Here is an 18,082-nt window from a genome sequence, read left to right on the forward strand (position 1 = left end):
AGGGGCCGGTTCCCGTCGGGATCCGGCCCTTGGTTCTTTTGCATCGTGTGGCATTGACTCGGCTGGTTGGCAAGCGCGGGTGCGCCCCGGAGCCTCAGCGGTTTTCGCGCCGATTGACGCCCCAGAAGAGCAGTCCGCCCGCCGCCACCGTTGCCAGTGCGAGGGAGGACTCCACCGGTCTCCCGCGGAAGGCCCACACCATTGTCCACAGGGAAACGGCGATGAAGAGCAGGGGGGTGTAGGGGTAAGCCCATACCCGAAATGGCCTCGGAAGATGGGGGGCCTTAATCCGCAGGGTGATCACGCATGAGACCGCGATGGCGGAGAAGAGCGTGAGGGTAAAGCCGGCGTAAAGCAGGATCTGGTCGACCCGACCGGACAGTACGATGATGGAGACGACGGTGCCCTGAAGCAGGAGCGATGGCCACGGCGATCCGTTTGGCGACGACCGGGCGAGCCAGTACAGGGCGCGCATGTCTTGACCGAAGGCGAAAAGGACGCGGGATCCCGCGATGGTCATGGCGGAGACCGAAGCGAGGATCGAAACGCAGAGTAACAGGGTAACCGCGGTCACGCCGGCGGGGCCGAAGAGCTTTTCCGCCGCCAGCGTTCCCACGTTCAATTGTCCCTGAAGTCCATCCACCCCGGCGCCGTAGAAATAGACCACGTTGAGCGCGAGGTAGAGACCCGTCACGATGGCGGTGCCGGTGAGGAGTGATTTCGGCAAATTCGATTGGGGGTCCTCCATCTCGCCGGCCACATAGGCCGAGCCGTTCCAGCCCAGGTAGCAGAACGTGACGAAGATAAGCGAGGTCGCCATTGCGACTGTGAGATCCGCGGGCGACTTATCCCCATAGTCCGCCGCCTTCTCGACAATGTTCGCGACCCGTCCATCGCCCCAGAACAGGGCCGCCGTGATAATCGCGACAATACCCAGGACCTTGAAGGCGGTCACGGCATCGCTGAAGCGCATGCCGGTCTGAGCGCCGAGGCAGTGGATCGCCACAAGGGACCACACCACCCCGATCGCGCAGAGGTCGACCAGCGCCACGCCGAGGACGGGCGGGTTTTCGCGGAGGGGATCTATCAGATAGCCGAGATAGACGGTGAAGCTCTTTGCTGCCGCGGCGATGGGCGCGGAGAAGCCGGCGCTCAACGCGACGAAAGCGCTCACGAAGGCCAGGGCCTGCCCATAGGACTCGCGGATATAGACATACTCCGCGCCGGCGCGGGGCAACATCGCCCCGAGCTCGGCAAAGCAGAGGGCGCCGCAGAACGCGAGTACACCGCCGAGAGCCCAGAGCGCGTAGATCAGACCGGGGTGGCCCAGATCGGCGGCCTGAAAGCCGGTCGTCGTGAAGATTCCCGCGCCTATCATGTTTGCGACGACCAGCCCCGTTGCCGAGCGCAAACCGATGAATCGGGTCAGTCCCGCGTCTTCCGGTGCGGGCATGGTTTATTCTTTCGCGGGCTGTACCTCAGCCGCGCGCTTGACGAATGTGATCATGTACTGCTCCTTCATGCCGGTTTCCTGCTTCTCGAGGAAATCAAAGCCGGCTTGTTGCAGCTCGTCGATGACGCCCCCCATGCCGCGGCGCACGTGTTTGAGAGTCCAGTCGCTGCTGCGGCCCTCGATCCGGACGAAGTCCACGATTACAAGCTTGCCGCCCGGCCGCAGGGCGTCATGGATCGACTTCAGGGTGTCGAAGGGAAATTCGAAATGGTGGTAGGTGTCGCAGATAAAGGCCAGGTCGATGGAATTCACGGGCAGGCGCGCCGAGCGTTCATCACAGACCACGCCTTCGACATTTTTTCGTCCGCTTTCCGCGCTGATCTTGTTGATATGCTCGACGAAGTTCTTGGCGATATCCACGGCGTACACGCGCCCCTCCGTCCCTACCACGTCGGAAATCATCATAGAGAAGAAACCCGTGCCGGCCCCGATATCGCCGACGCACATGCCGGGCTTCAGATCCAGGGCATCCAGGATGGCCTGGCGGTGGGTGTAGATCTCGCGACTTTCCCCCTCGAATCGCGCGACGTACTCATCGACATTCGGATTCTTGAAATTGTCATTGATGCCCGGGGCGACGCTTGTCTCCTGGGCAAAGGTCGTGGCGCAACCCAGAAGGGCGAGGGCAATCAGGTATCGCATCATGAATTTCTACTCCTCAGGACGGCGGCGTTGCAGGCCGCGTGTTGAGCCCCCGCAGGGCGGTGTAAAAGGGTCGAATACCCGTTCCACGGGGGTGCGTTCACAGGACGGCACGTTGCTATTGGCACCCCGACACCGTCCCCCAGGTACCGTGGCGCTTCCCAGGCGTCGCCTCTTCCAGGCAGGCGACCCGCGCGCCGACGGGCAAAACCGGCGCAGCGGAATTGGCGGTGTCAGTTTAGAAGGCGGGACATCCGCTGTCAACAGGTTTCAGGCGCCCGGCCATTTTGTGCTATAATTCGGTCTTCATCCATGGGGACCCGGTCCCGGGTTGTCCCCCAATCCTTCATCGGCATTCGCAAACGCTACAGGAACGCATCCATGGCCAAGGGCATCACCAAGCGCTCGGAAGACTATTCTCAGTGGTATATCGACGTGGTTCGAAAGGCCGAGATGGCCGACCACTCCCCCGTGAAGGGCTGCATGGTCATCAAACCGACCGGCTATGGCATCTGGGAGAAGATCCAGCAGCGGCTGGACCGCATGTTCAAGGAATCCGGCCACGTCAACGCCTATTTCCCCATGCTGATCCCCGAGAGCTTCCTGAAGAAGGAAGCGGAGCACGTGGAAGGCTTCGCCCCCGAGTGCGCCGTGGTCACCCATGGCGGCGGCAAGAAGCTGGAAGAGCCCCTGGTCATCCGGCCGACTTCCGAAACCATCATCTGGGACTCCTACCGCACCTGGATCAATTCCTATCGCGATCTGCCCATCCTCATCAATCAGTGGGCGAATGTCTGCCGCTGGGAAATGCGTACCCGCCTGTTCCTGCGCACCACGGAATTCCTCTGGCAGGAAGGCCACACGGCCCACGCCACCTTTGAAGAGGCCGAAGAAGAAGCCTACAAGATGGTCCGCATCTACCAGCAGTTCGCCGAGGAGTACCTGGCCATGCCCGTGGCCGTGGGCAAGAAGACGGACAGCGAAAAATTCGCCGGCGCGCTTCACACCTACTGCATCGAAGGCCTCATGCAGGATGGCAAGGCGCTCCAGGCGGGGACATCCCATCACCTGGGCCAGAATTTCGCCAAGGCCTTCGACGTGAAGTTCCAGGACAAGGATAAGGAGCTCAAGTATGTCCACGCCACGAGCTGGGGCGTCAGCACGCGCCTCATCGGCGGCATGATCATGACCCACAGCGACGACAACGGTCTCGTAATACCGCCGAAGCTCGCCCCGTTGCCCGTGGTTATCGTGCCCATCTACCGCAACGACGACGAGATGGCGCTGGTGCTCGGGAAGGCCAAAGCCATGACCGAAGGCTGGGATCCCCTCTTCTTCAAGATCGATGATCGCGACCACTACAAGCCCGGCTTCAAATTTGCCGAATGGGAACTCAAAGGCATCCCCCTTCGTGTGGAGCTTGGACCGCGCGACGTGGAAAGCGGTCAGGTCATCGCCGCGCGCCGCGATACGGGCGAGAAAATCACCCTGCCGATGGACGGCCTGCGCGAGAAACTGGAGGCGCTGCTGGAAGACATCCAGACGAACCTGTTCCGCCTGGCGAAGGAACGGACCGCCGCCAATACCCATACCGTGGACAGCTACGAAGAGTATCAGGCCCGCATCGGCAACGGCGGTTTCTTCCGCGTATTCCTCGATCACAAGAACCCCGAAGTGGAGAACCGGCTCCAGGCGGACACCAAGTCCACCATCCGGTGTATTCCCTTCGACAAGGAAGAAGAAGAAGGCGAATGCATGATTACCGGCGCCCCGTGCCATTACCGCGTCATCGCCGCCCAGTCCTATTGACAGGCTAACTTCTTTATTGGTACACTGATGGGCCCTGCGAAAGCGGGACTAACCGCATGACTAACCATCGCCCGCCGAAAGGCCGGGGCGAAATCCACTCCGAGGGGAGGTTGAGTATTCGTGACAAAAGTTCGCGTAAAGTCCGACGAGCCGTTTGAAAAGGCGCTCCGTCGTTTCAAAAAGAAGTGCAACAAAGAGGGTCTGATGCAGCGCATCAAAGAGATCAAGCACTTCGAAAAACCCAGTGAACGCCGCCGCCGCCGCCTTGCCAAGGCCATGGCCCGCGCCGTACTGGAACAGAAGTAAATTCCCCCACCATCCTGAATACCCCGCGGGGCTGGATTCGTCCAGCCCCGCGTTTTTTGTATGGGGACGGACCCGCGGCAATACGCGGCGGCTAGTTTCGGCTTGAGTGGCTGCGCCCCGCGGGCGCAATTGCCGACAAGATGTCGGCGCTCCCAACTCGCAAATCTATTTGTTTCGTGACGAGATCGCCCTGAATTGGAGACCTCTCTCCACCGCGACGTTACAACAGGGCGATGATGTTTGCTTCCCCGAGCACCTCACACCCTTCCGCAAAGTAGACTACGGACCCCGCCCCGAAATCCGCGCCCAGGATTTCTTCGGTTACAAAGGCGATCATCACTAGTTTCTCCTCCCCCGGGTGAATCGTTTCCGCATCCATAATGTCGATTTTGCCGCTGGTTCTACCGGGGCCTCCCGTTCCGTTCACCCCACTTTCGGATCGCGCCCAGAAGGTGGGCCGGTATCCAGAACAAAAGGGCATGTTGCGCTTACCTTTTCCCGAATAGAGGTGTAACCGTGCTTTAACCGTTCGCATCAATTTTCCTCGCGAAATGCAGATTCAAGTTCACTTTGCCGGCGGGCCGTCGGCGCTCCCAGCTTGCAAATCTATATCGATAGATTGGCAAGATCGCGCTAAATCGAAGTCCACCTTCACCCGACCGGCCTCCCATCCGCACCGTCATCCACGCCATCCCCATCCGTGTCCCGCAGCCTTGGATCCGTCTCGCCCTTGTCCACGCCCCCGTTGCGGTTCGTGTCTTCCAAGCCATCGGGAAGACCGTCGCCGTCGCTGTCGGGATCGAGCCAGTTGGTTTCGTCGCCGTCCACGGCGCCATTGTCATTCTGGTCTTCCGTGGCGTCCAGCAGGCCGTCACCATCGCGATCATCGACGGAATATCCGGCGCGGCTGAGCCAGTAGAGCAGATCCAGGGCGAAGGCCTGGTTCTCCGGACCTTGCAGGGATTTGGTGTTGAGGGGCGTGGGCGCGGCGAGGAGCGCGATGCGCCCGTAGCCGTGGGCGCGCGCCAGGAAGGCGAGGTTGTCTGGCGCACCGGGCGATGCCAGCGCTCTGGCGTCGACGGGGATCATCACGCCGTCGCCGGTGCTGGCGCTCAGGGCGCAGCCCCGATCGATGGTGAAGCCCTGCCAGTGGCGCAGCAGGTCCTGCGAGGTGTCCGCCGCCACGGGACCGTTGACCGGCGTGTTCATGCTGATCTTCACGCCGAGGGGCGCGAGCCACGATCCGAGATCCCGGTAGTGTTCGCCCTCCAGATGTTCACCGAGGAAGAGCACGGCGCCGCCGTCGCTGAGGTAGTCAAAAAGGGCCTTCTGGGTGAGCACGCCTTCCGCCGCCGCGCGTGCGCCGATGACCACGACGGAGTAGCCGTCGAGGGTGCCGGACATGGGCCCGAAATGCTCGACATGGGAGAAGTGAAAGGGAAAGCCCGCCGCCAGATCGCCGAGGGCGCGGAGGCCCTGGGGGTCCGATGGGTCGCGAAAACCCGGTGTGCCCTGTGTCGCGGGCCAGAGCCAGAGGATAGTGCGGAGTGGATCGCGGGGCGGCTCCACCCGAATGTGGACCGTGGCGGGGCTGTAGGCCGCGGCATAGCCGGGCCGGTTGCCCTTCGGCTTGCCGGCCAGCGAAACTTGGATGGTGCCTGAAGTCACCCCGGCGGGGTCGAAGCGCTCGGGGTCCACGCCCATATAAGCCTGGCCCGAACCGCGGAAGTTGCGGGGGTGGACGCGGAGCCAGGGCAGGGTCTCCGGGTCAAAGTCGATCTGCCACTGGGCATCGGGCGCGCCGAGGCTTTCAATCGGCAGCGCGCGCAACTGGCGGCCCACGGCGGTATAGGGAAAGACCACCTCCGCGCCCACCTTCAACTGGGGGGAAGGCGCGCTCGGGAAGGGGTCGCTGCCGTCGGGGATACCGTCGCCATCGGAATCAGCCTGATCCGGGCGGGTCTGCTGGCGCCGCTCCGTGTCATCATCGATGCCGTCGGCGTCCCCATCGGGTCGGGGAAGGGAGGCGGCCGGAATCTCCTGAAAATCGGTAACCCATCCGCTTTGGAAGTCCAGCGTTGCCCGCGGTGTACACGCAGGGAGTGTGATCTGATGAAGTCGATTGCCCTCGGCGATTACGGGTCCGGATTCCGTCCAGCGGACCAGGGTGATGGGGGCGTCATAGGTCGTGAATGCGGTCAGTTTACTATCCCGGTCAATGCGCGCGACCCGCGAATCCACGGCCACGATCACCTCATCGGCGGCAGCGGCGATGGACAGGGATTGCTCCACGCCCACCAGAGGAAGGGAGAGGGACTCGGCGATTCCGGCGTTTGCCCGCGTGGCCCTGGTCACCCGACCAAAGTCCGTGCCGGGCGTACGCGTGGCCACCCAGCACTGCCCGCCGGGTCCGGCGGACAGGGCCTGAAATCCGACGGCGGCGATACCCGGAATCGCCAGAGGCGCGCCCGGTGGCAAGGCGTTTCTCAGATCAACCGCGTAGAGCCATGATTCCGGCGCGGCGCCGGCCTCGCCCATTTCGAGTGCGGAAAAAAGCACCCAGAGTATATCTTCCTCGGGCGCGAGCGCGGCCGCCGCCAGGTGGCGCTGATCGGCGGGGTGAGTGCCGTCGGCGATGGGGCGTGGCCCCTCCGAAACCTGGAGGGCCGGATCGGCGCGCTCCGCCAGCACCAGACCGCCGCTTCCCGCCACACCGACGGTGAGAAAACTCCGGTTGCGCAGGGGAAAGACGAATCGGGGCGCGAGACCCAGCGGCGTTTCGCCACCCGCCGATTGCACGCGGCCCGGCGTGCCTTCGGGGGGCCAGGGGTGCGCCACCAGTTTTCCCCGCCAAGCGCCGGATTCGTCCTGGCGAATGGCCGCCGTTACCCGGAGGAAGCTGAGGGTCTGCTGGTCCTCCACCACACCCACGGCCCAGTCGCGCCAGCCGGGTTCCGTGGCGGTATCGGCCCCGGTCCAGGGGTTGAAGGGTGCGGTGTGAAAGGCGCGCAGGGCGCTTTCGAGGTGGGTGGTTTCCAGGCTTCCGCCACGCCAGGGGCGTCCGCTGCTCGCCAGCACGCCGCCATGGGGCGGATCGAGCACCAGCGGGGTGATCAGCGCGGTGCCGGGCAAGGGGTGACCGCCGGGCAGGCTCCCCCCGATCCCGAAATCGGCGCTGTGAAGTGTAAGACGCGCCGCTTCACCCAGGGCGCTGCGCGCTTCCGTCACCACGACCATGCGCTGGCCCGGAGCAGTCAGGCAAAGCCCGGCGAACGCAAGAATCGCCACAAGTGCAAGGTTGGTATGCCGCGGGAAAGAGAACATGCCCAGTACCATACGCAAGGGGGTGAAAGGGTTGCAACGAAATCCGGTGTCGGGCTTGCGGTGGGCTTGCGGGCGGCGTATATTCGTGCGGGGATGGTGTGTCGCCCGGGGCGATCGACCCGCATGGAGTTCGTAATTCGTGGTGGTTGGGATTCATCAGCTTCACTACTTGCCGTGGCTGCGCTATTTTCACAAGATAGCGTGTTCAGAGGTTTTCGTGGTGCTGGACAATATTCAGTACAACAAGAACGGCTACCAGAACCGGAATCGCATCAAGACGCCCCAGGGTCCGCTTATGCTCTCAGTTCCGGTCTATGATCGCTTTGCCCAATCGCTGGATGCGGTACGGATCGACAACAAGCGCAACTGGGCTGCGAAGCACTGGCGGAGCATCGAGCAGAATTATCGGCGCGCGCCGCACTTTGATTCCCTTGCTCCGGCGCTCAGGGAATTCTATCTTCAACCCTGGGAAACCCTGAACGCCCTGAACCGGGCCATGCTGCCTTTCTTTCTGGATGCCCTCGGAATTACAACGCCGATCCGGTATTCCTCGGAGATGGATGCGCCGGGCGAAGCAACCACGCGCCTCGTGAACTTGATCCACGCAGCCGGTGGCTCGGCCTACCTGACGGGAGCCTATGCCCTCGACGCCTACCTCGATGCGGAGGAACTGGCCGCCGCCGGCATCGCGCTGGAGATCCAGGCGTGGAAATCGGTGGAATATCCTCAGGCCCACGGCCCCTTCGTTCCCGATCTTTCCATCCTGGACTTGCTGATGCATTGCGGACCTCAATCACGGAGCGTGCTTCTTGGACAGCCCCTCGATACCCCATAGCCGACCCACCATCGGACCCGAAGAGCGGGCCGCCGTGGATCGCGTGCTGCGGAGCGGCAATCTGGCCCAGGGCCGGGAAGTGGCCGCGTTTGAAGACGAATGTGCGGCGGTGGTTGGCCGAAAACACGGTGTGGCCGTGAACAGCGGCACGGCGGCGCTCCATCTGGCGCTCATCGGGATGGGGGTGTCGTCGGGTGATACCGTGGCCATGCCCTCCTATGCCTGCGCGGCCCTGGCCCAGGCGGTGGCCTGGCAGGGCGCCACGCCGGTGCTTTGCGACATCGGCGCGGACAACAATATTGATCCGGAGCGGGTACCCGATTCGGTCATGGGGGTGATTGTGCCCCACCTCTTTGGTGCGAAGGCTCGGCTGCCAAAGAATCCTTCCGTGATTGAGGATTTGGCCCATTCCATCGGCGGCCCCACGGGCAACGCATCCATCTTGGCGATTGCGTCGTTTTACGCCACCAAAATGATGACCACGGGCGAGGGCGGCATGCTCCTGACGGACGATGAAGGGCTGGCGGAGCTGGCCCGGGATCTGCGCGACTACGACCACCGGGATGATTTTCAGGTACGCCGCGCCTATAAGATGACCGACTTTCAGGCGGCCATGGGTCGAGTTCAGTTGCGGCGGCTGCCGGCCTTTGTCGCGCGGCGCGCCGAGATTGCCGCGCAGTACCATGCGGGCCTGGCGGGCCTGCCCCTCGAACGTCCCCGCCTGGAGGACAGCGTGCATTTTCGCTATGTCATCGCCACCCCCGAGCGCGATGCGCTGGAAGCGTGGCTGGCCGGGCGCGGGGTGGGCGCCTGTCGCCCCGTGTATCGTCCGGCGCACCACACGCTGGGGGGGGACTATCCCCGTTCGGAGCGTGCGCATGGGGAGAATCTTTCGTTGCCTATCTATCCGGGGCTGACTACCGCCGAAGCGTCATTTGTGATAAAATCCCTTGTAGCGTTCCATGGAGCGCAGGGCGGGCGTTGAAGCGCCCCGAATTCATGATCCAGGTGGACGCCCTGACGGGCCCCCCGAGGCGCACAAAACACGGATGTTGCTGACCGAACTCGAGTACTGGCCGCGTACCTATCTTCTGGTGGGTACGACGGCTTTTCTGATCGCCGCGCTGGCGATGCCGCTGGGCATCCTGGTGTTCCGCAAGCTCGGAATGATGGATCCCCCTTCTCCCAACAAGATACACAAGACACCCGTGCCCCGGGGCGGCGGCATCTTTATTTTCTGCGCCTTTGCGGCGGCCGTGCTGCTGCCGGGTTACCGGAGCGACGGGATGAACGGCATCCTGCTGGGGGCCTTCATCTGTCTCGTCGTGGGGGCGCTGGACGACTATATCGGTGGAATTCCGGGCTTTTACAAGCTCATAACTTTGGTGGCGGCCACGTTGATTCTCTCTCAGTTCGACGTCCGCATTAATCTGTTCCAGAACGCTTTTCTGGACGTGGCCGCCACCATTCTCTGGATTGTGGGCGTGACGAGCGCCTTCAACGGTACCGACAACATGGACGGGCTGGCCTCGGGCCTCGCGTTCATCGTCGCGGGCATGTTCTTCGCCATTGCGGTGCAGACCTACATCGAGGCGGGCCGGGAGACGAGCCTCTCCTGGTTCGGCATGCTGGCGGTGGGCCTCATGGGGGCAAACCTGGGCTTTCTGATATTCAACAGCAACCCCGCGCGAATTTTCATGGGCGATTCGGGCAGTTTCTTTCTCGGTTTTACCCTGGCGGCTCTTGGCGTCATGGGCGAGTGGACGGAGAACCGGATCATCGCTTCCACCATTCCCGTGCTGATCCTCGGTGTGCCACTCTTTGATTTCGCCTACATCATCATCGCCCGGATCATCAAGGGGGAGACGCGGACCTTTCGCTCGGTGATCGATCATTGCGCGCCCGACCACCTCTCCCACCGGCTGGTGTGGTTCGGCTTCACCCAGCGCCAGGCGGTCTTCTTCATTTACCTCATCGCCATTACCCTGGGGATCAGCGGTATCCTGCTGCGCAACACCACGAGTATTCTGGATAGCCAACTGGCCCTGTTTCAGGGCTTTGCAATCGTGTCCATCATCCTGATTCTCATGGCCCTCGCGGCACGGCGCCATGCGGCCACGCTGGAGGCCCATGAGGCGGCCTACGAAGGCCTGGCGCGCCGACTGGAGGCGACCACGGGTGCGAAGGACGGCGAGGATATCCCGAAGGGCGGGGGCTGAGCCTCCTTCCGCGTGCGTCGGCTGCTATTTCTTTGTGGTCAGGGCTTCGCGCGTCAGGCGGTAAATCTCCCAGGCGATGGCCGAATTGATCACGCCCGAGGCGGGGCAGGCGGGCACGTCGTAGTTGGGGATCTGCACCACCCCATCGGCCCAGGGCCACATGGGGTCTATCCATAGCACGTCCTGGTCGTTGTTGGGGTAGTCCCGGTGCTGAAGTATATCCACGTAGGCCACTTTGGCTCCGGCATGCTTCGCCCGGGGTAAGAGCTCATAGGGCGGGTGCTGGTAGCCGATGTGGAGGAGCACATCGCCGGGGCCGTAGGGATCGTTCGGGGGCGGCATCTGGGAGAAGCCGGAGTACCACACTTCCGACTTGAAGAGGGTGCCGATTTCCGTTTCGGCCACTTCGTGGGGAAACATGTGGCCCATGTTGTACATGATGGTCTGTTTGCCGGCGGCGTGGGCCTCGGCGCTCCACGCTGCGGCCAGGGCGATGCGCGGGCCCATCTCGCGATTCACACGTTCGAGCATGGCGCTCAGGGTTGTGGTGTAGGCGAGACCGAGCGTGCCGGGGGGGATGGTGGGTACGGTGTGGGGTTCGTGCCAGTAAATGCCCTGCTGCTCGAACTTCGCGATGCGCTGGAAGCCGCTGTAGAGTCCGATGGTCTCGTAGATCACCGGCATTTTGCCTTCGCGCGTCAGGGCGGCAATGGTCTCCGCCAGGTACACCCAGCCGGTGATGGCGCCGGCCAGCGTGGGAGACAAGCCCGATTCGGTGGCGACGCTCAGGGCATGGGCCCCTTCCGGCGCGCCGCCGCCGATCCAAACGAGCGTGGCCCCTTTCGCGGCGATGGCGGTTGCTTCTTCGGCGTTGACGATTCCGCCGGGCGTGTAGAGAATGGTGTCGCCGTGGCCGGCTTGGTCGAGCTGGAGCCCCTTGAGATACATGAAGCCGCTGGCGCGACCGGAAAATTCGCTGACGAGGGCGGGGTGACCCGCCGCCCAGAATTTTCCGCCGCCCGCCAGGGACTTGGCGGTGGCTTCCGCCGCCGCGATGACGGCGGGCATGTCACGGGCGACGGCATCGAGCGCGTCACGGGTGCGGGTGAGATACGAAGTCTCCGCACCGGTCCAGCCCGCGAACATCAGCGTGATAAGAATGCAACCCATTCGACCCGGCATGTATGGTTCTCCACGATTTCTGCCGGTTCCATACCGGCCATACGACAACGTTGTTCCCCACAGTTTCCGACCCCATTGTGACGTTTGTGCCGATCGGGGTCAACTTGAAGGCGCGCGGGACGCACCACGCGCGGCAATTTACCTTTCGGGACGAAAATTGTCACTTGGGGCCGCACAACGGAGCCAAATTCCCGAACGCGCAGTCGGAATTTTCGGATGGACTCGAGATGAATTTTGTATAAGTTGTTTATTTTGAGCGGCTTGCGGGTTGGCGCCATCTTTTGGCATGGCGATTGCCTTATGGAGTTCAACAGTTGAACAAGCGTAGTCGGGTCCCGCTGGTGGGAACCGGTTGAACGAGTTTGCGAAACGTAACAATCCAACAGGAGGAATTGCCATGAAAAAGTCTAACAAGGGTTTCACGCTGATTGAATTGATGATCGTGGTTGCCATTATCGCCATCATCGCCGCTATCGCCATCCCCAACCTGCTCCGCTCGCGCATGCAGTCCAACGAATCCAGCGCCATCGGCAACCTGCGCACCATCGTGGGTTCCGAAGTGGCCTACCATGCCGCGAACTATGAGTACACGGCGGACTTCGCGGACCTCACCGGCGCGACCCCCTCGTTCCTCGACGGTAACTGGGCCGGCACGAAGAGCGGCTACAACTACGTTCTCGGCGGCGACACGAACAACTTCACCGCCAACGCCAACGCGGCCGTATACGGCACGACGGGCGGTAAGGGCTTCTTCACCGACTCCAGCGGTGTTATCCGCTACGCCGACGGCGCCGACGCCGACGCCTCCAGCGACCCGATTGGTGAATAATACCCCGCTAACGCGAGGCGCAAGACGGGTTTAACCCCCGGACGGCGAGGCCAGCCAGCCTCGCCGTCCGCTTTACTTTCCGGGGTTCCGGGGGTACACTTCAGGCTCAGTTGACCCGCGGGACTGCACTGAACCGGAGCAGTAAACCTGGAGTGGGAACACGACAACGTGACCGCGCAATCCGGTCCGGGAGACACGCATGTTGCAGAGGAAGGACGGCTTTACCCTCATCGAATGGATGATGGTTGTGGCCATCATTGCCATCATCGCGGCTATCGCCATTCCCAATTTGCTCCGCTCCCGCATTCAGGCCAACGAGGCCGCCGCCGTAAGCGATTTGCGAACGATTTGCGCGGGGCAGATTGCCTGTGCCACCGCCCGCAGGACCTTTGGCGACTTCGCCATGCTGGTGGCGGAGACCGACGGCGAGGGGACGGCCTTTCTGGATGACTCGTGGTTTGAGGGCCGGGTCAAGGCGGGCTACAGCTTCAATATGGCGGTGGTGTCGCCGGATGACTTCACCTGCTTCGCGGACCCGGTCAGCGTCGGGGTTACCGGGCGGCGCTTCTTTCGCGTGGACGGATCGGGCATTGTTCGTTACAACTCGGTGGGACGTCCCGCCGCCGATGCGCCGGGACTGAACAGCGGGGAATAGGGGGGGGCACCGTGCATGAGCGACGAAATTACCACTTGTTTTCGCCCGGTCGGCCAAGCCGAATTGGACCGCGTGCGGGCATCTGGATTTAAGCGCTGGCCGCCGCGCTTACCCGAGCAGCCCATTTTCTATCCCGTCACCAACGAGCGCTACGCCATCGAATTGACACAGTGGAACGTCACGGATTTGGGAGCGGGCTCTGTCGCGCGTTTTTCGGTTGAGAAAACCTTCATGGATCAATACGCGATCCACTGCGTGGGGGCGGCGCATCAGACGGAGTGGTGGGTGCCGGCGGAAGACCTGGAACGGTTGAATGATCGGATTGTGGGAACCATTGAAGTTCTGGGAACCTATGGGGGGAGAGCGACTAAGCGCGTCACATCACGCCGGGATTAAACAGGCGGATGGGTAGGAGCTTTGCGTAGTGCTGGAAGTCTTTGTCCGTCGTGAGAATCGAAACTTCGTGACGGACGGAAGCGGCGCACAATAGAAAATCCGTTCCAGATCCCTGAACACCCTTTGCTCGGCAGGTATTAGAGAATTGCGCAGCTTTGATGTAGTCGGAACCCTCCAAGGACAGATCGGAAAACCCGTGCAGGACAAGGACCAGTCTTTCAAAATGGACCCGATCCGTCATACCCGATAGGAGTTCCTGACGGATGGGTCCCATGATGAGGGCCCGATTTTCCAATATCAGTTGCCTCAAGGCCTTCGCCGCTGGATCCTTTGAACCGGCAGGTCGTCGCAGCACGAGCGACCAGACACACGTGTCCACCAGCACTTTCACCGCCTGCTGCGCTCTTTCTTGTAATCATAGTTGGGGTCAAAGTCGAAGGTGCCAAAGTGATTGATAATCTCGATACGCTCGAGGTAACCCACATAGTCTTCCAGCGCCTTAGTGACTGCTTCCCTCTTGGTCTTGTGCGCGCCAAGCTTCACCGCTTTATCGATTAATTCGTCGTCGAGTTGTAGGTTTGTTGCCATAGTTCACCTCTTTATTTAATTCTACACAATGAATTGTGTCGCGTCAACTGGAGACCTTATTGCCGACCCACGATGCGCATCAACCTCCCTCTTTAGAGGCGTTCACCGTCCGTCGTCCGGTATGATCGGTGTGGTGGGAACACAATTCAAGGGAAATCTCATGCGCGAGCGATTGTTTCAGGAAATCTTGATGGCCCGGCAGCGGGTCTATGCCGTGGCGCCGCCCACGCCGCTGGAGCGGTTGAATTTGCCGCTGGACGCCGAGGTGTATATCAAGCGGGAAGATCTCTCGCCGATTCACGCCTACAAGTGGCGCGGGGCCTACAACCGCATGGCGCTGCTTTCGGACGAGGAGCGCGCGGCGGGCGTTGTGTGCGCCTCGGCGGGCAACCACGCCCAGGGCGTGGCGCTGGCGTCGAGCAAGCTGGGGGTCCACGCGCGGATCTATATGCCCGTTTCCACGCCGCGCATGAAGCAGCATGAGGTGCGGCGTCATGGCGGCGATCACATTGAGATTGTGCTGATCGGCGATTCCTACAGCGAGGCGGCGGGCGCGGCGCTGGACTATGCCGAAGCACAGGGCCTTACTTTTGTTCACGCCTACGACGACTACGCCACCATGGGTGGCCAGGGCACCATCGCGGATGAAGTGGTGATGAGCGGCCATGGCGCGTTCGACGTGGCTTATCTCCAGATTGGCGGCGGCGGCATGGCGGCCGCGGTCGCGTGCTGGCTGCGCGCGTATTATCCGGACATCCGCATCATAGGCGTGGAAGGCGTGGATCAGGCGAGCATGGCGGCGGCCGTGCGCGCGGGCAAGCCGGTGGCGCTGGACTATGTGGATGTGTTCTGCGACGGCACGGCGGTGAAGAAGGCGGGCGCGCTGACCTATCCGCTTTGCGCGGAGTTGATCGATGAGTTCATCACAGTGACAAACGAGGAAGTGGCGGCGGCGATTGAAGCGCTGTGGAATACCTGCCGATGCATCTCGGAGCCCGCGGGCGCGATGGGTGTGGCGGGTCTGTTGAAGCAGGCGGAGCAGGTGCGCGGGAAGAAAGTGCTTACGGTACTTTGCGGCGCGAATGTGGATTTCGAGCAGCTCGCGTGGATCTCGCAACACGCCGGCATCGGCGCCGAGCGCCGGAAATATTACCGCTTCCGAATGCCGGAGACCCCCGGCGGACTCCTCCACTTGCTCGACAGTATCCTGGACGGCATCAACATCATCGAAGTGCAGTACGGTAAAGTTTCGAACGAAGAAGCGTGGCCGGTGATCGGCTTTGAAGCCTCGCCGCCCGCCCTGCAATTGCTGGACGCGCGGCTGACGGAACAACGCATCCCCCACGAGGACGTGACCTCGCGGGCGGATGTGGAGTTCCGCATCATCCACTATGAGCCCCAGCTTTTCATGCATGCGTACTTGATCACCTTTGAATTTCCGGAGCGCGCCGGTGCGCTTCGGGAGTTCCTCCACACGCTGGAGGGCGGGAGCATCTGCTACTTCAACTACACCTATTCCGGCGAGCAGGTGGGCCGGGCATTAATCGGCTTTGAGTTCGCCTCGCGCGATGATCATGATCGCTTTCGCCTGCGGCTGGCGGGCTCGAAGCACGCCTATCGCGAAGTGGAGGAATCGGTGCTGGCGCGGATGCTGTAGTAGATAGGGCGGATTCGACCGATAGGACCGATTTATCGGTCCTATCCGTCTTATCCGTCATTTTCTTCCAGCCGCGTTGCATCGCCCGCGTGGCCCGCGTTAGAGTGGCGCGTCAGCTCAGGAAGGAACCCGCGCAGCCATGCCCCACACGCCAGACCACGCCCGCGCGCAGGCCCGCGCCTTCTGGCTGGGGCTTGCTTTCTGGATCGGGGTGTGCCTTCTGGCGGTGCTGGTGCGCGGGGTGCGCTGGGAGGAGGGCTACGAGCGCGCTCAGGTGCTGCTGGGCATCACGCCCTACCCCGAAGGACATCCGCACCACCGTTGGGTCTTCAACGGCTTCTCGATTCACTACTACGCCACCGGGGCGCTGCTCTGGCTGACGGATAGCGCCGCGCTGATCTGCGGCGGGCGCCAGTTCCTTGCGACCCTGGCGATTCACCTGCCGATCTTCGGCGTGACGTGGCTGTTGACGCGGCGCATGGGACCGGTACACCTGGCCATGGTGCTGAGCTTCGCGGGGGCCGATGTGTTCTTCCAGAGCTACATGCCCATCTCGCCCTGGGCCACGAAAGCCACCAGCGGCATCATGGGCATGGGCTGGGCCTTCGCCGCGCTCCTCGCGCTGGCGGCGGGACGCTGGCGCATGGCGGGCGTCCTCTTTGGCCTCATGCCCCTGATCCACCTCGGCCAATGGCCCATGATCCTCCTGACCGCCATCGCGACCTGCGCGTGGCTTTGGTGGCGTGGCGAGGGCACGGCACTGAAGCAGTTTGCCGCGTGCGCCGCCGTCGGCATAGTCATCACGGTGCTCTTCGCGGTCGCCCAGCGACCTTTCCTCGTGCCGGATCCGGTTGATGGAGCCTATTACGCGGAAACGGACGGGCACGCGATCTGGGCGGCGTACACCACGAACGAGGACATGCACCGAAAGCGCACGGAATGGCCGCGCTTCGGCCTCTTCGGCCACAGCATCATCGGCCTCGCGGGTTTTCTTCTGTTGGCCCTGCCCCTGGCCTGGCGGGCATGGAAAAGCCCGGCACGACGAGGGCCGGTGCTGATTCTGTACACCTATGCGGCGCTTTCCACGGCCGCGATTGCCTTTGCCTGGATCGTGCACGCGCGCATGGATATTAATGTGCCTTACGTCGTCGTAAGCTGGATGCCCTATCGTCTCGTGATCCATGTAGCCATGCTGCTCATGGCCGCCGTGTGCGCGTGGAACGTGGGACGGGGTGGCGCATGGGTCGCGTTTATCGCTCTCGGCTGGCTCGCGGCGATACCGCTGTGGCCCCATTTAATGGACCCTGATTTGGCCGCGCGCTACTTCGCCACACCGGAAACGGCCCTCTTCCTCCTCGCGGGCGCCTCGATACTGGGGTTGTGGCGAAACATGGACGATAGGTCGCGCTTTCGGCATACATGGCTGGCGTTGCTCGTGGTCGGGCTGCTCACCCTGGCCTGGTATCACAAGGTCGCGGCGGCATCCGTGCTGTGCGGGTTCGTCATCGCCTTCGCGGGTGATCGGATCGCCTGGAATGCGTGGATGCCCCGTGCGGGAGCGATTGCGGCCTATGCGCTCGGTGTCCTCACGCTGATCCACCTCTTCGCGGGTCAATGGCGCACACGCGAGCATCTTCCGATTTCGCCTTTTGAGTCGGAGCTGGCCGCATATTTCGCGGAACACAGCGCGCCCTCCGACATGGTGCTGACGACCTTGGAGGAGCACTGGCAGATGGTGCTGAATCGGCCCGTGGTGGCGACCTTCGAGACGCGCCAGTTCATGTCGTACATGAAATCCATCGCGGCCACGACGGACAAGCTCTTCGCCGATCTCTACGGCGTGAAAGATGGCCGCTGGTATGACTGGGACCTGTGGCAGCGAAGAACCGAGGCGGAGTGGCGCGCGCTCGGCGATGCCTACGGATTCCGCTATGTGATCAGCAAGGAGTTTCATCCCCTGCACTTGCCGGAGCGACTTCGAAGCGAGGGACTGGTGTTGTATGAAGTGCCCGGCGCGAACTTGTCTCTTCCGTGAAATTCCGTGCCCTTCCGGTGCGTCAGGCTAAGTCTGACCTGTCTATCAACTTGAAAGGTAGTTGACATGGTACTTGCTCGTTCACCATGTAG

At 62.4% G+C, this 18,082-nt stretch carries 16 protein-coding genes; 10 read left to right on the forward strand and 6 right to left on the reverse strand.

The annotated features are described in order from the left end of the window. Positions 1-94: 94 nt before the first annotated feature. Together JNK74_22515 and JNK74_22520 are read right to left on the reverse strand one after the other, a co-directional pair. A complete protein-coding gene (locus JNK74_22515; protein ID MBL7648960.1) occupies positions 95-1,453 on the reverse strand; it encodes an amino acid permease in 1,359 nt (452 codons plus the stop codon). A 3-nt stretch (positions 1,454-1,456) separates the two neighbouring features. After that, positions 1,457-2,158: a methyltransferase domain-containing protein gene (locus tag JNK74_22520; protein ID MBL7648961.1), complete on the reverse strand. Its 702-nt coding sequence runs from the start codon at positions 2,156-2,158 to the stop codon at positions 1,457-1,459. 378 nt (positions 2,159-2,536) lie between these two features. Between JNK74_22520 and JNK74_22525 the strand changes: the two genes are divergently transcribed. Beyond that, on the forward strand, positions 2,537-3,964 hold the full coding sequence (locus JNK74_22525) for a proline--tRNA ligase (GenBank protein ID MBL7648962.1): 1,428 nt from the start codon (positions 2,537-2,539) through the stop codon (positions 3,962-3,964). Between the two features lie 120 nt (positions 3,965-4,084). Beyond that, positions 4,085-4,270: a 30S ribosomal protein S21 gene (rpsU, locus tag JNK74_22530; GenBank protein MBL7648963.1), complete on the forward strand. Its 186-nt coding sequence runs from the start codon at positions 4,085-4,087 to the stop codon at positions 4,268-4,270. A gap of 651 nt (positions 4,271-4,921) precedes the next feature. Here the strand turns inward: rpsU and JNK74_22535 are convergent. Continuing rightward, positions 4,922-7,594 carry a hypothetical protein gene (locus JNK74_22535; protein ID MBL7648964.1) on the reverse strand — a complete coding sequence of 891 codons (2,673 nt, stop codon included), beginning with the start codon at positions 7,592-7,594 and terminating at the stop codon, positions 4,922-4,924. A gap of 139 nt (positions 7,595-7,733) precedes the next feature. Here JNK74_22535 and JNK74_22540 point away from each other — a divergent pair, with 139 nt between their 5' ends. The 3 genes from JNK74_22540 to JNK74_22550 all read left to right on the forward strand — a co-directional run bounded on the left by JNK74_22540 (position 7,734) and on the right by JNK74_22550 (position 10,648). After that, positions 7,734-8,429: a WbqC family protein gene (locus JNK74_22540; protein MBL7648965.1), complete on the forward strand. Its 696-nt coding sequence runs from the start codon at positions 7,734-7,736 to the stop codon at positions 8,427-8,429. Beyond that, entirely contained in the window at positions 8,404-9,414 is a 1,011-nt protein-coding gene (locus JNK74_22545; GenBank protein MBL7648966.1) for a DegT/DnrJ/EryC1/StrS family aminotransferase, read from the forward strand. The genes JNK74_22540 and JNK74_22545 overlap by 26 nt, the downstream gene beginning before the upstream one ends. A 64-nt stretch (positions 9,415-9,478) precedes the next feature. After that, entirely contained in the window at positions 9,479-10,648 is a 1,170-nt protein-coding gene (locus JNK74_22550; protein ID MBL7648967.1) for an undecaprenyl/decaprenyl-phosphate alpha-N-acetylglucosaminyl 1-phosphate transferase, read from the forward strand. A 24-nt stretch (positions 10,649-10,672) separates the two neighbouring features. Here the strand turns inward: JNK74_22550 and JNK74_22555 are convergent, their stop codons facing one another. Then, on the reverse strand, positions 10,673-11,830 hold the full coding sequence (locus JNK74_22555) for a hypothetical protein (protein MBL7648968.1): 1,158 nt from the start codon (positions 11,828-11,830) through the stop codon (positions 10,673-10,675). Between the two features lie 397 nt (positions 11,831-12,227). Here JNK74_22555 and JNK74_22560 point away from each other — a divergent pair, with 397 nt between their 5' ends. The 3 genes from JNK74_22560 to JNK74_22570 all read left to right on the forward strand — a co-directional run bounded on the left by JNK74_22560 (position 12,228) and on the right by JNK74_22570 (position 13,710). Then, a complete protein-coding gene (locus JNK74_22560; GenBank protein MBL7648969.1) occupies positions 12,228-12,659 on the forward strand; it encodes a prepilin-type N-terminal cleavage/methylation domain-containing protein in 432 nt (143 codons plus the stop codon). Between the two features lie 202 nt (positions 12,660-12,861). Next, entirely contained in the window at positions 12,862-13,314 is a 453-nt protein-coding gene (locus tag JNK74_22565) for a prepilin-type N-terminal cleavage/methylation domain-containing protein (GenBank protein MBL7648970.1), read from the forward strand. A gap of 15 nt (positions 13,315-13,329) precedes the next feature. Beyond that, the gene (locus tag JNK74_22570) at positions 13,330-13,710 is read left to right on the forward strand and encodes a hypothetical protein (GenBank protein MBL7648971.1); all 381 of its coding nucleotides are present in this window, start codon (positions 13,330-13,332) and stop codon (positions 13,708-13,710) included. On the opposite strand, the gene JNK74_22575 is transcribed toward JNK74_22570, so the two are convergent. Next, positions 13,691-14,101: a PIN domain-containing protein gene (locus tag JNK74_22575; GenBank protein MBL7648972.1), complete on the reverse strand. Its 411-nt coding sequence runs from the start codon at positions 14,099-14,101 to the stop codon at positions 13,691-13,693. The two genes, JNK74_22570 and JNK74_22575, sit on opposite strands and share 20 nt — an antisense overlap. Then, positions 14,098-14,298, reverse strand: a complete 201-nt coding sequence (locus tag JNK74_22580) for a type II toxin-antitoxin system VapB family antitoxin (GenBank protein ID MBL7648973.1) — start codon at positions 14,296-14,298, stop codon at positions 14,098-14,100. Before JNK74_22580 ends, JNK74_22575 begins: the two co-directional genes overlap by 4 nt. Before the next feature lie 121 nt (positions 14,299-14,419). Here JNK74_22580 and ilvA point away from each other — a divergent pair, with 121 nt between their 5' ends. Both ilvA and JNK74_22590 read left to right on the forward strand, forming a co-directional pair. Then, positions 14,420-15,955: a threonine ammonia-lyase, biosynthetic gene (ilvA, locus tag JNK74_22585; GenBank protein ID MBL7648974.1), complete on the forward strand. Its 1,536-nt coding sequence runs from the start codon at positions 14,420-14,422 to the stop codon at positions 15,953-15,955. 139 nt (positions 15,956-16,094) lie between these two features. Then, positions 16,095-17,990: a hypothetical protein gene (locus tag JNK74_22590; protein MBL7648975.1), complete on the forward strand. Its 1,896-nt coding sequence runs from the start codon at positions 16,095-16,097 to the stop codon at positions 17,988-17,990. The last annotated feature ends 92 nt before the right edge of the window (positions 17,991-18,082 follow it).

The sequence above is a fragment of the Candidatus Hydrogenedentota bacterium genome (assembly GCA_016791475.1).
GTDB lineage: Bacteria > Hydrogenedentota > Hydrogenedentia > Hydrogenedentales > JAEUWI01 > JAEUWI01.

Coding starts and splice junctions, on each gene's coding strand:
- JNK74_22515 (MBL7648960.1), bottom strand. CDS start 1,453: ATGCCCGCACCGGAAGACGCGGGACTGACCCGATTCATCGGTTTGCGC.
- JNK74_22520 (MBL7648961.1), bottom strand. CDS start 2,158: ATGATGCGATACCTGATTGCCCTCGCCCTTCTGGGTTGCGCCACGACC.
- JNK74_22525 (MBL7648962.1), top strand. CDS start 2,537: ATGGCCAAGGGCATCACCAAGCGCTCGGAAGACTATTCTCAGTGGTAT.
- JNK74_22535 (MBL7648964.1), bottom strand. CDS start 7,594: ATGTTCTCTTTCCCGCGGCATACCAACCTTGCACTTGTGGCGATTCTT.
- JNK74_22550 (MBL7648967.1), top strand. CDS start 9,479: ATGTTGCTGACCGAACTCGAGTACTGGCCGCGTACCTATCTTCTGGTG.
- JNK74_22555 (MBL7648968.1), bottom strand. CDS start 11,830: ATGCCGGGTCGAATGGGTTGCATTCTTATCACGCTGATGTTCGCGGGC.
- JNK74_22560 (MBL7648969.1), top strand. CDS start 12,228: ATGAAAAAGTCTAACAAGGGTTTCACGCTGATTGAATTGATGATCGTG.
- JNK74_22570 (MBL7648971.1), top strand. CDS start 13,330: ATGAGCGACGAAATTACCACTTGTTTTCGCCCGGTCGGCCAAGCCGAA.
- JNK74_22580 (MBL7648973.1), bottom strand. CDS start 14,298: ATGGCAACAAACCTACAACTCGACGACGAATTAATCGATAAAGCGGTG.
- ilvA (MBL7648974.1), top strand. CDS start 14,420: ATGATCGGTGTGGTGGGAACACAATTCAAGGGAAATCTCATGCGCGAG.
- JNK74_22590 (MBL7648975.1), top strand. CDS start 16,095: ATGCCCCACACGCCAGACCACGCCCGCGCGCAGGCCCGCGCCTTCTGG.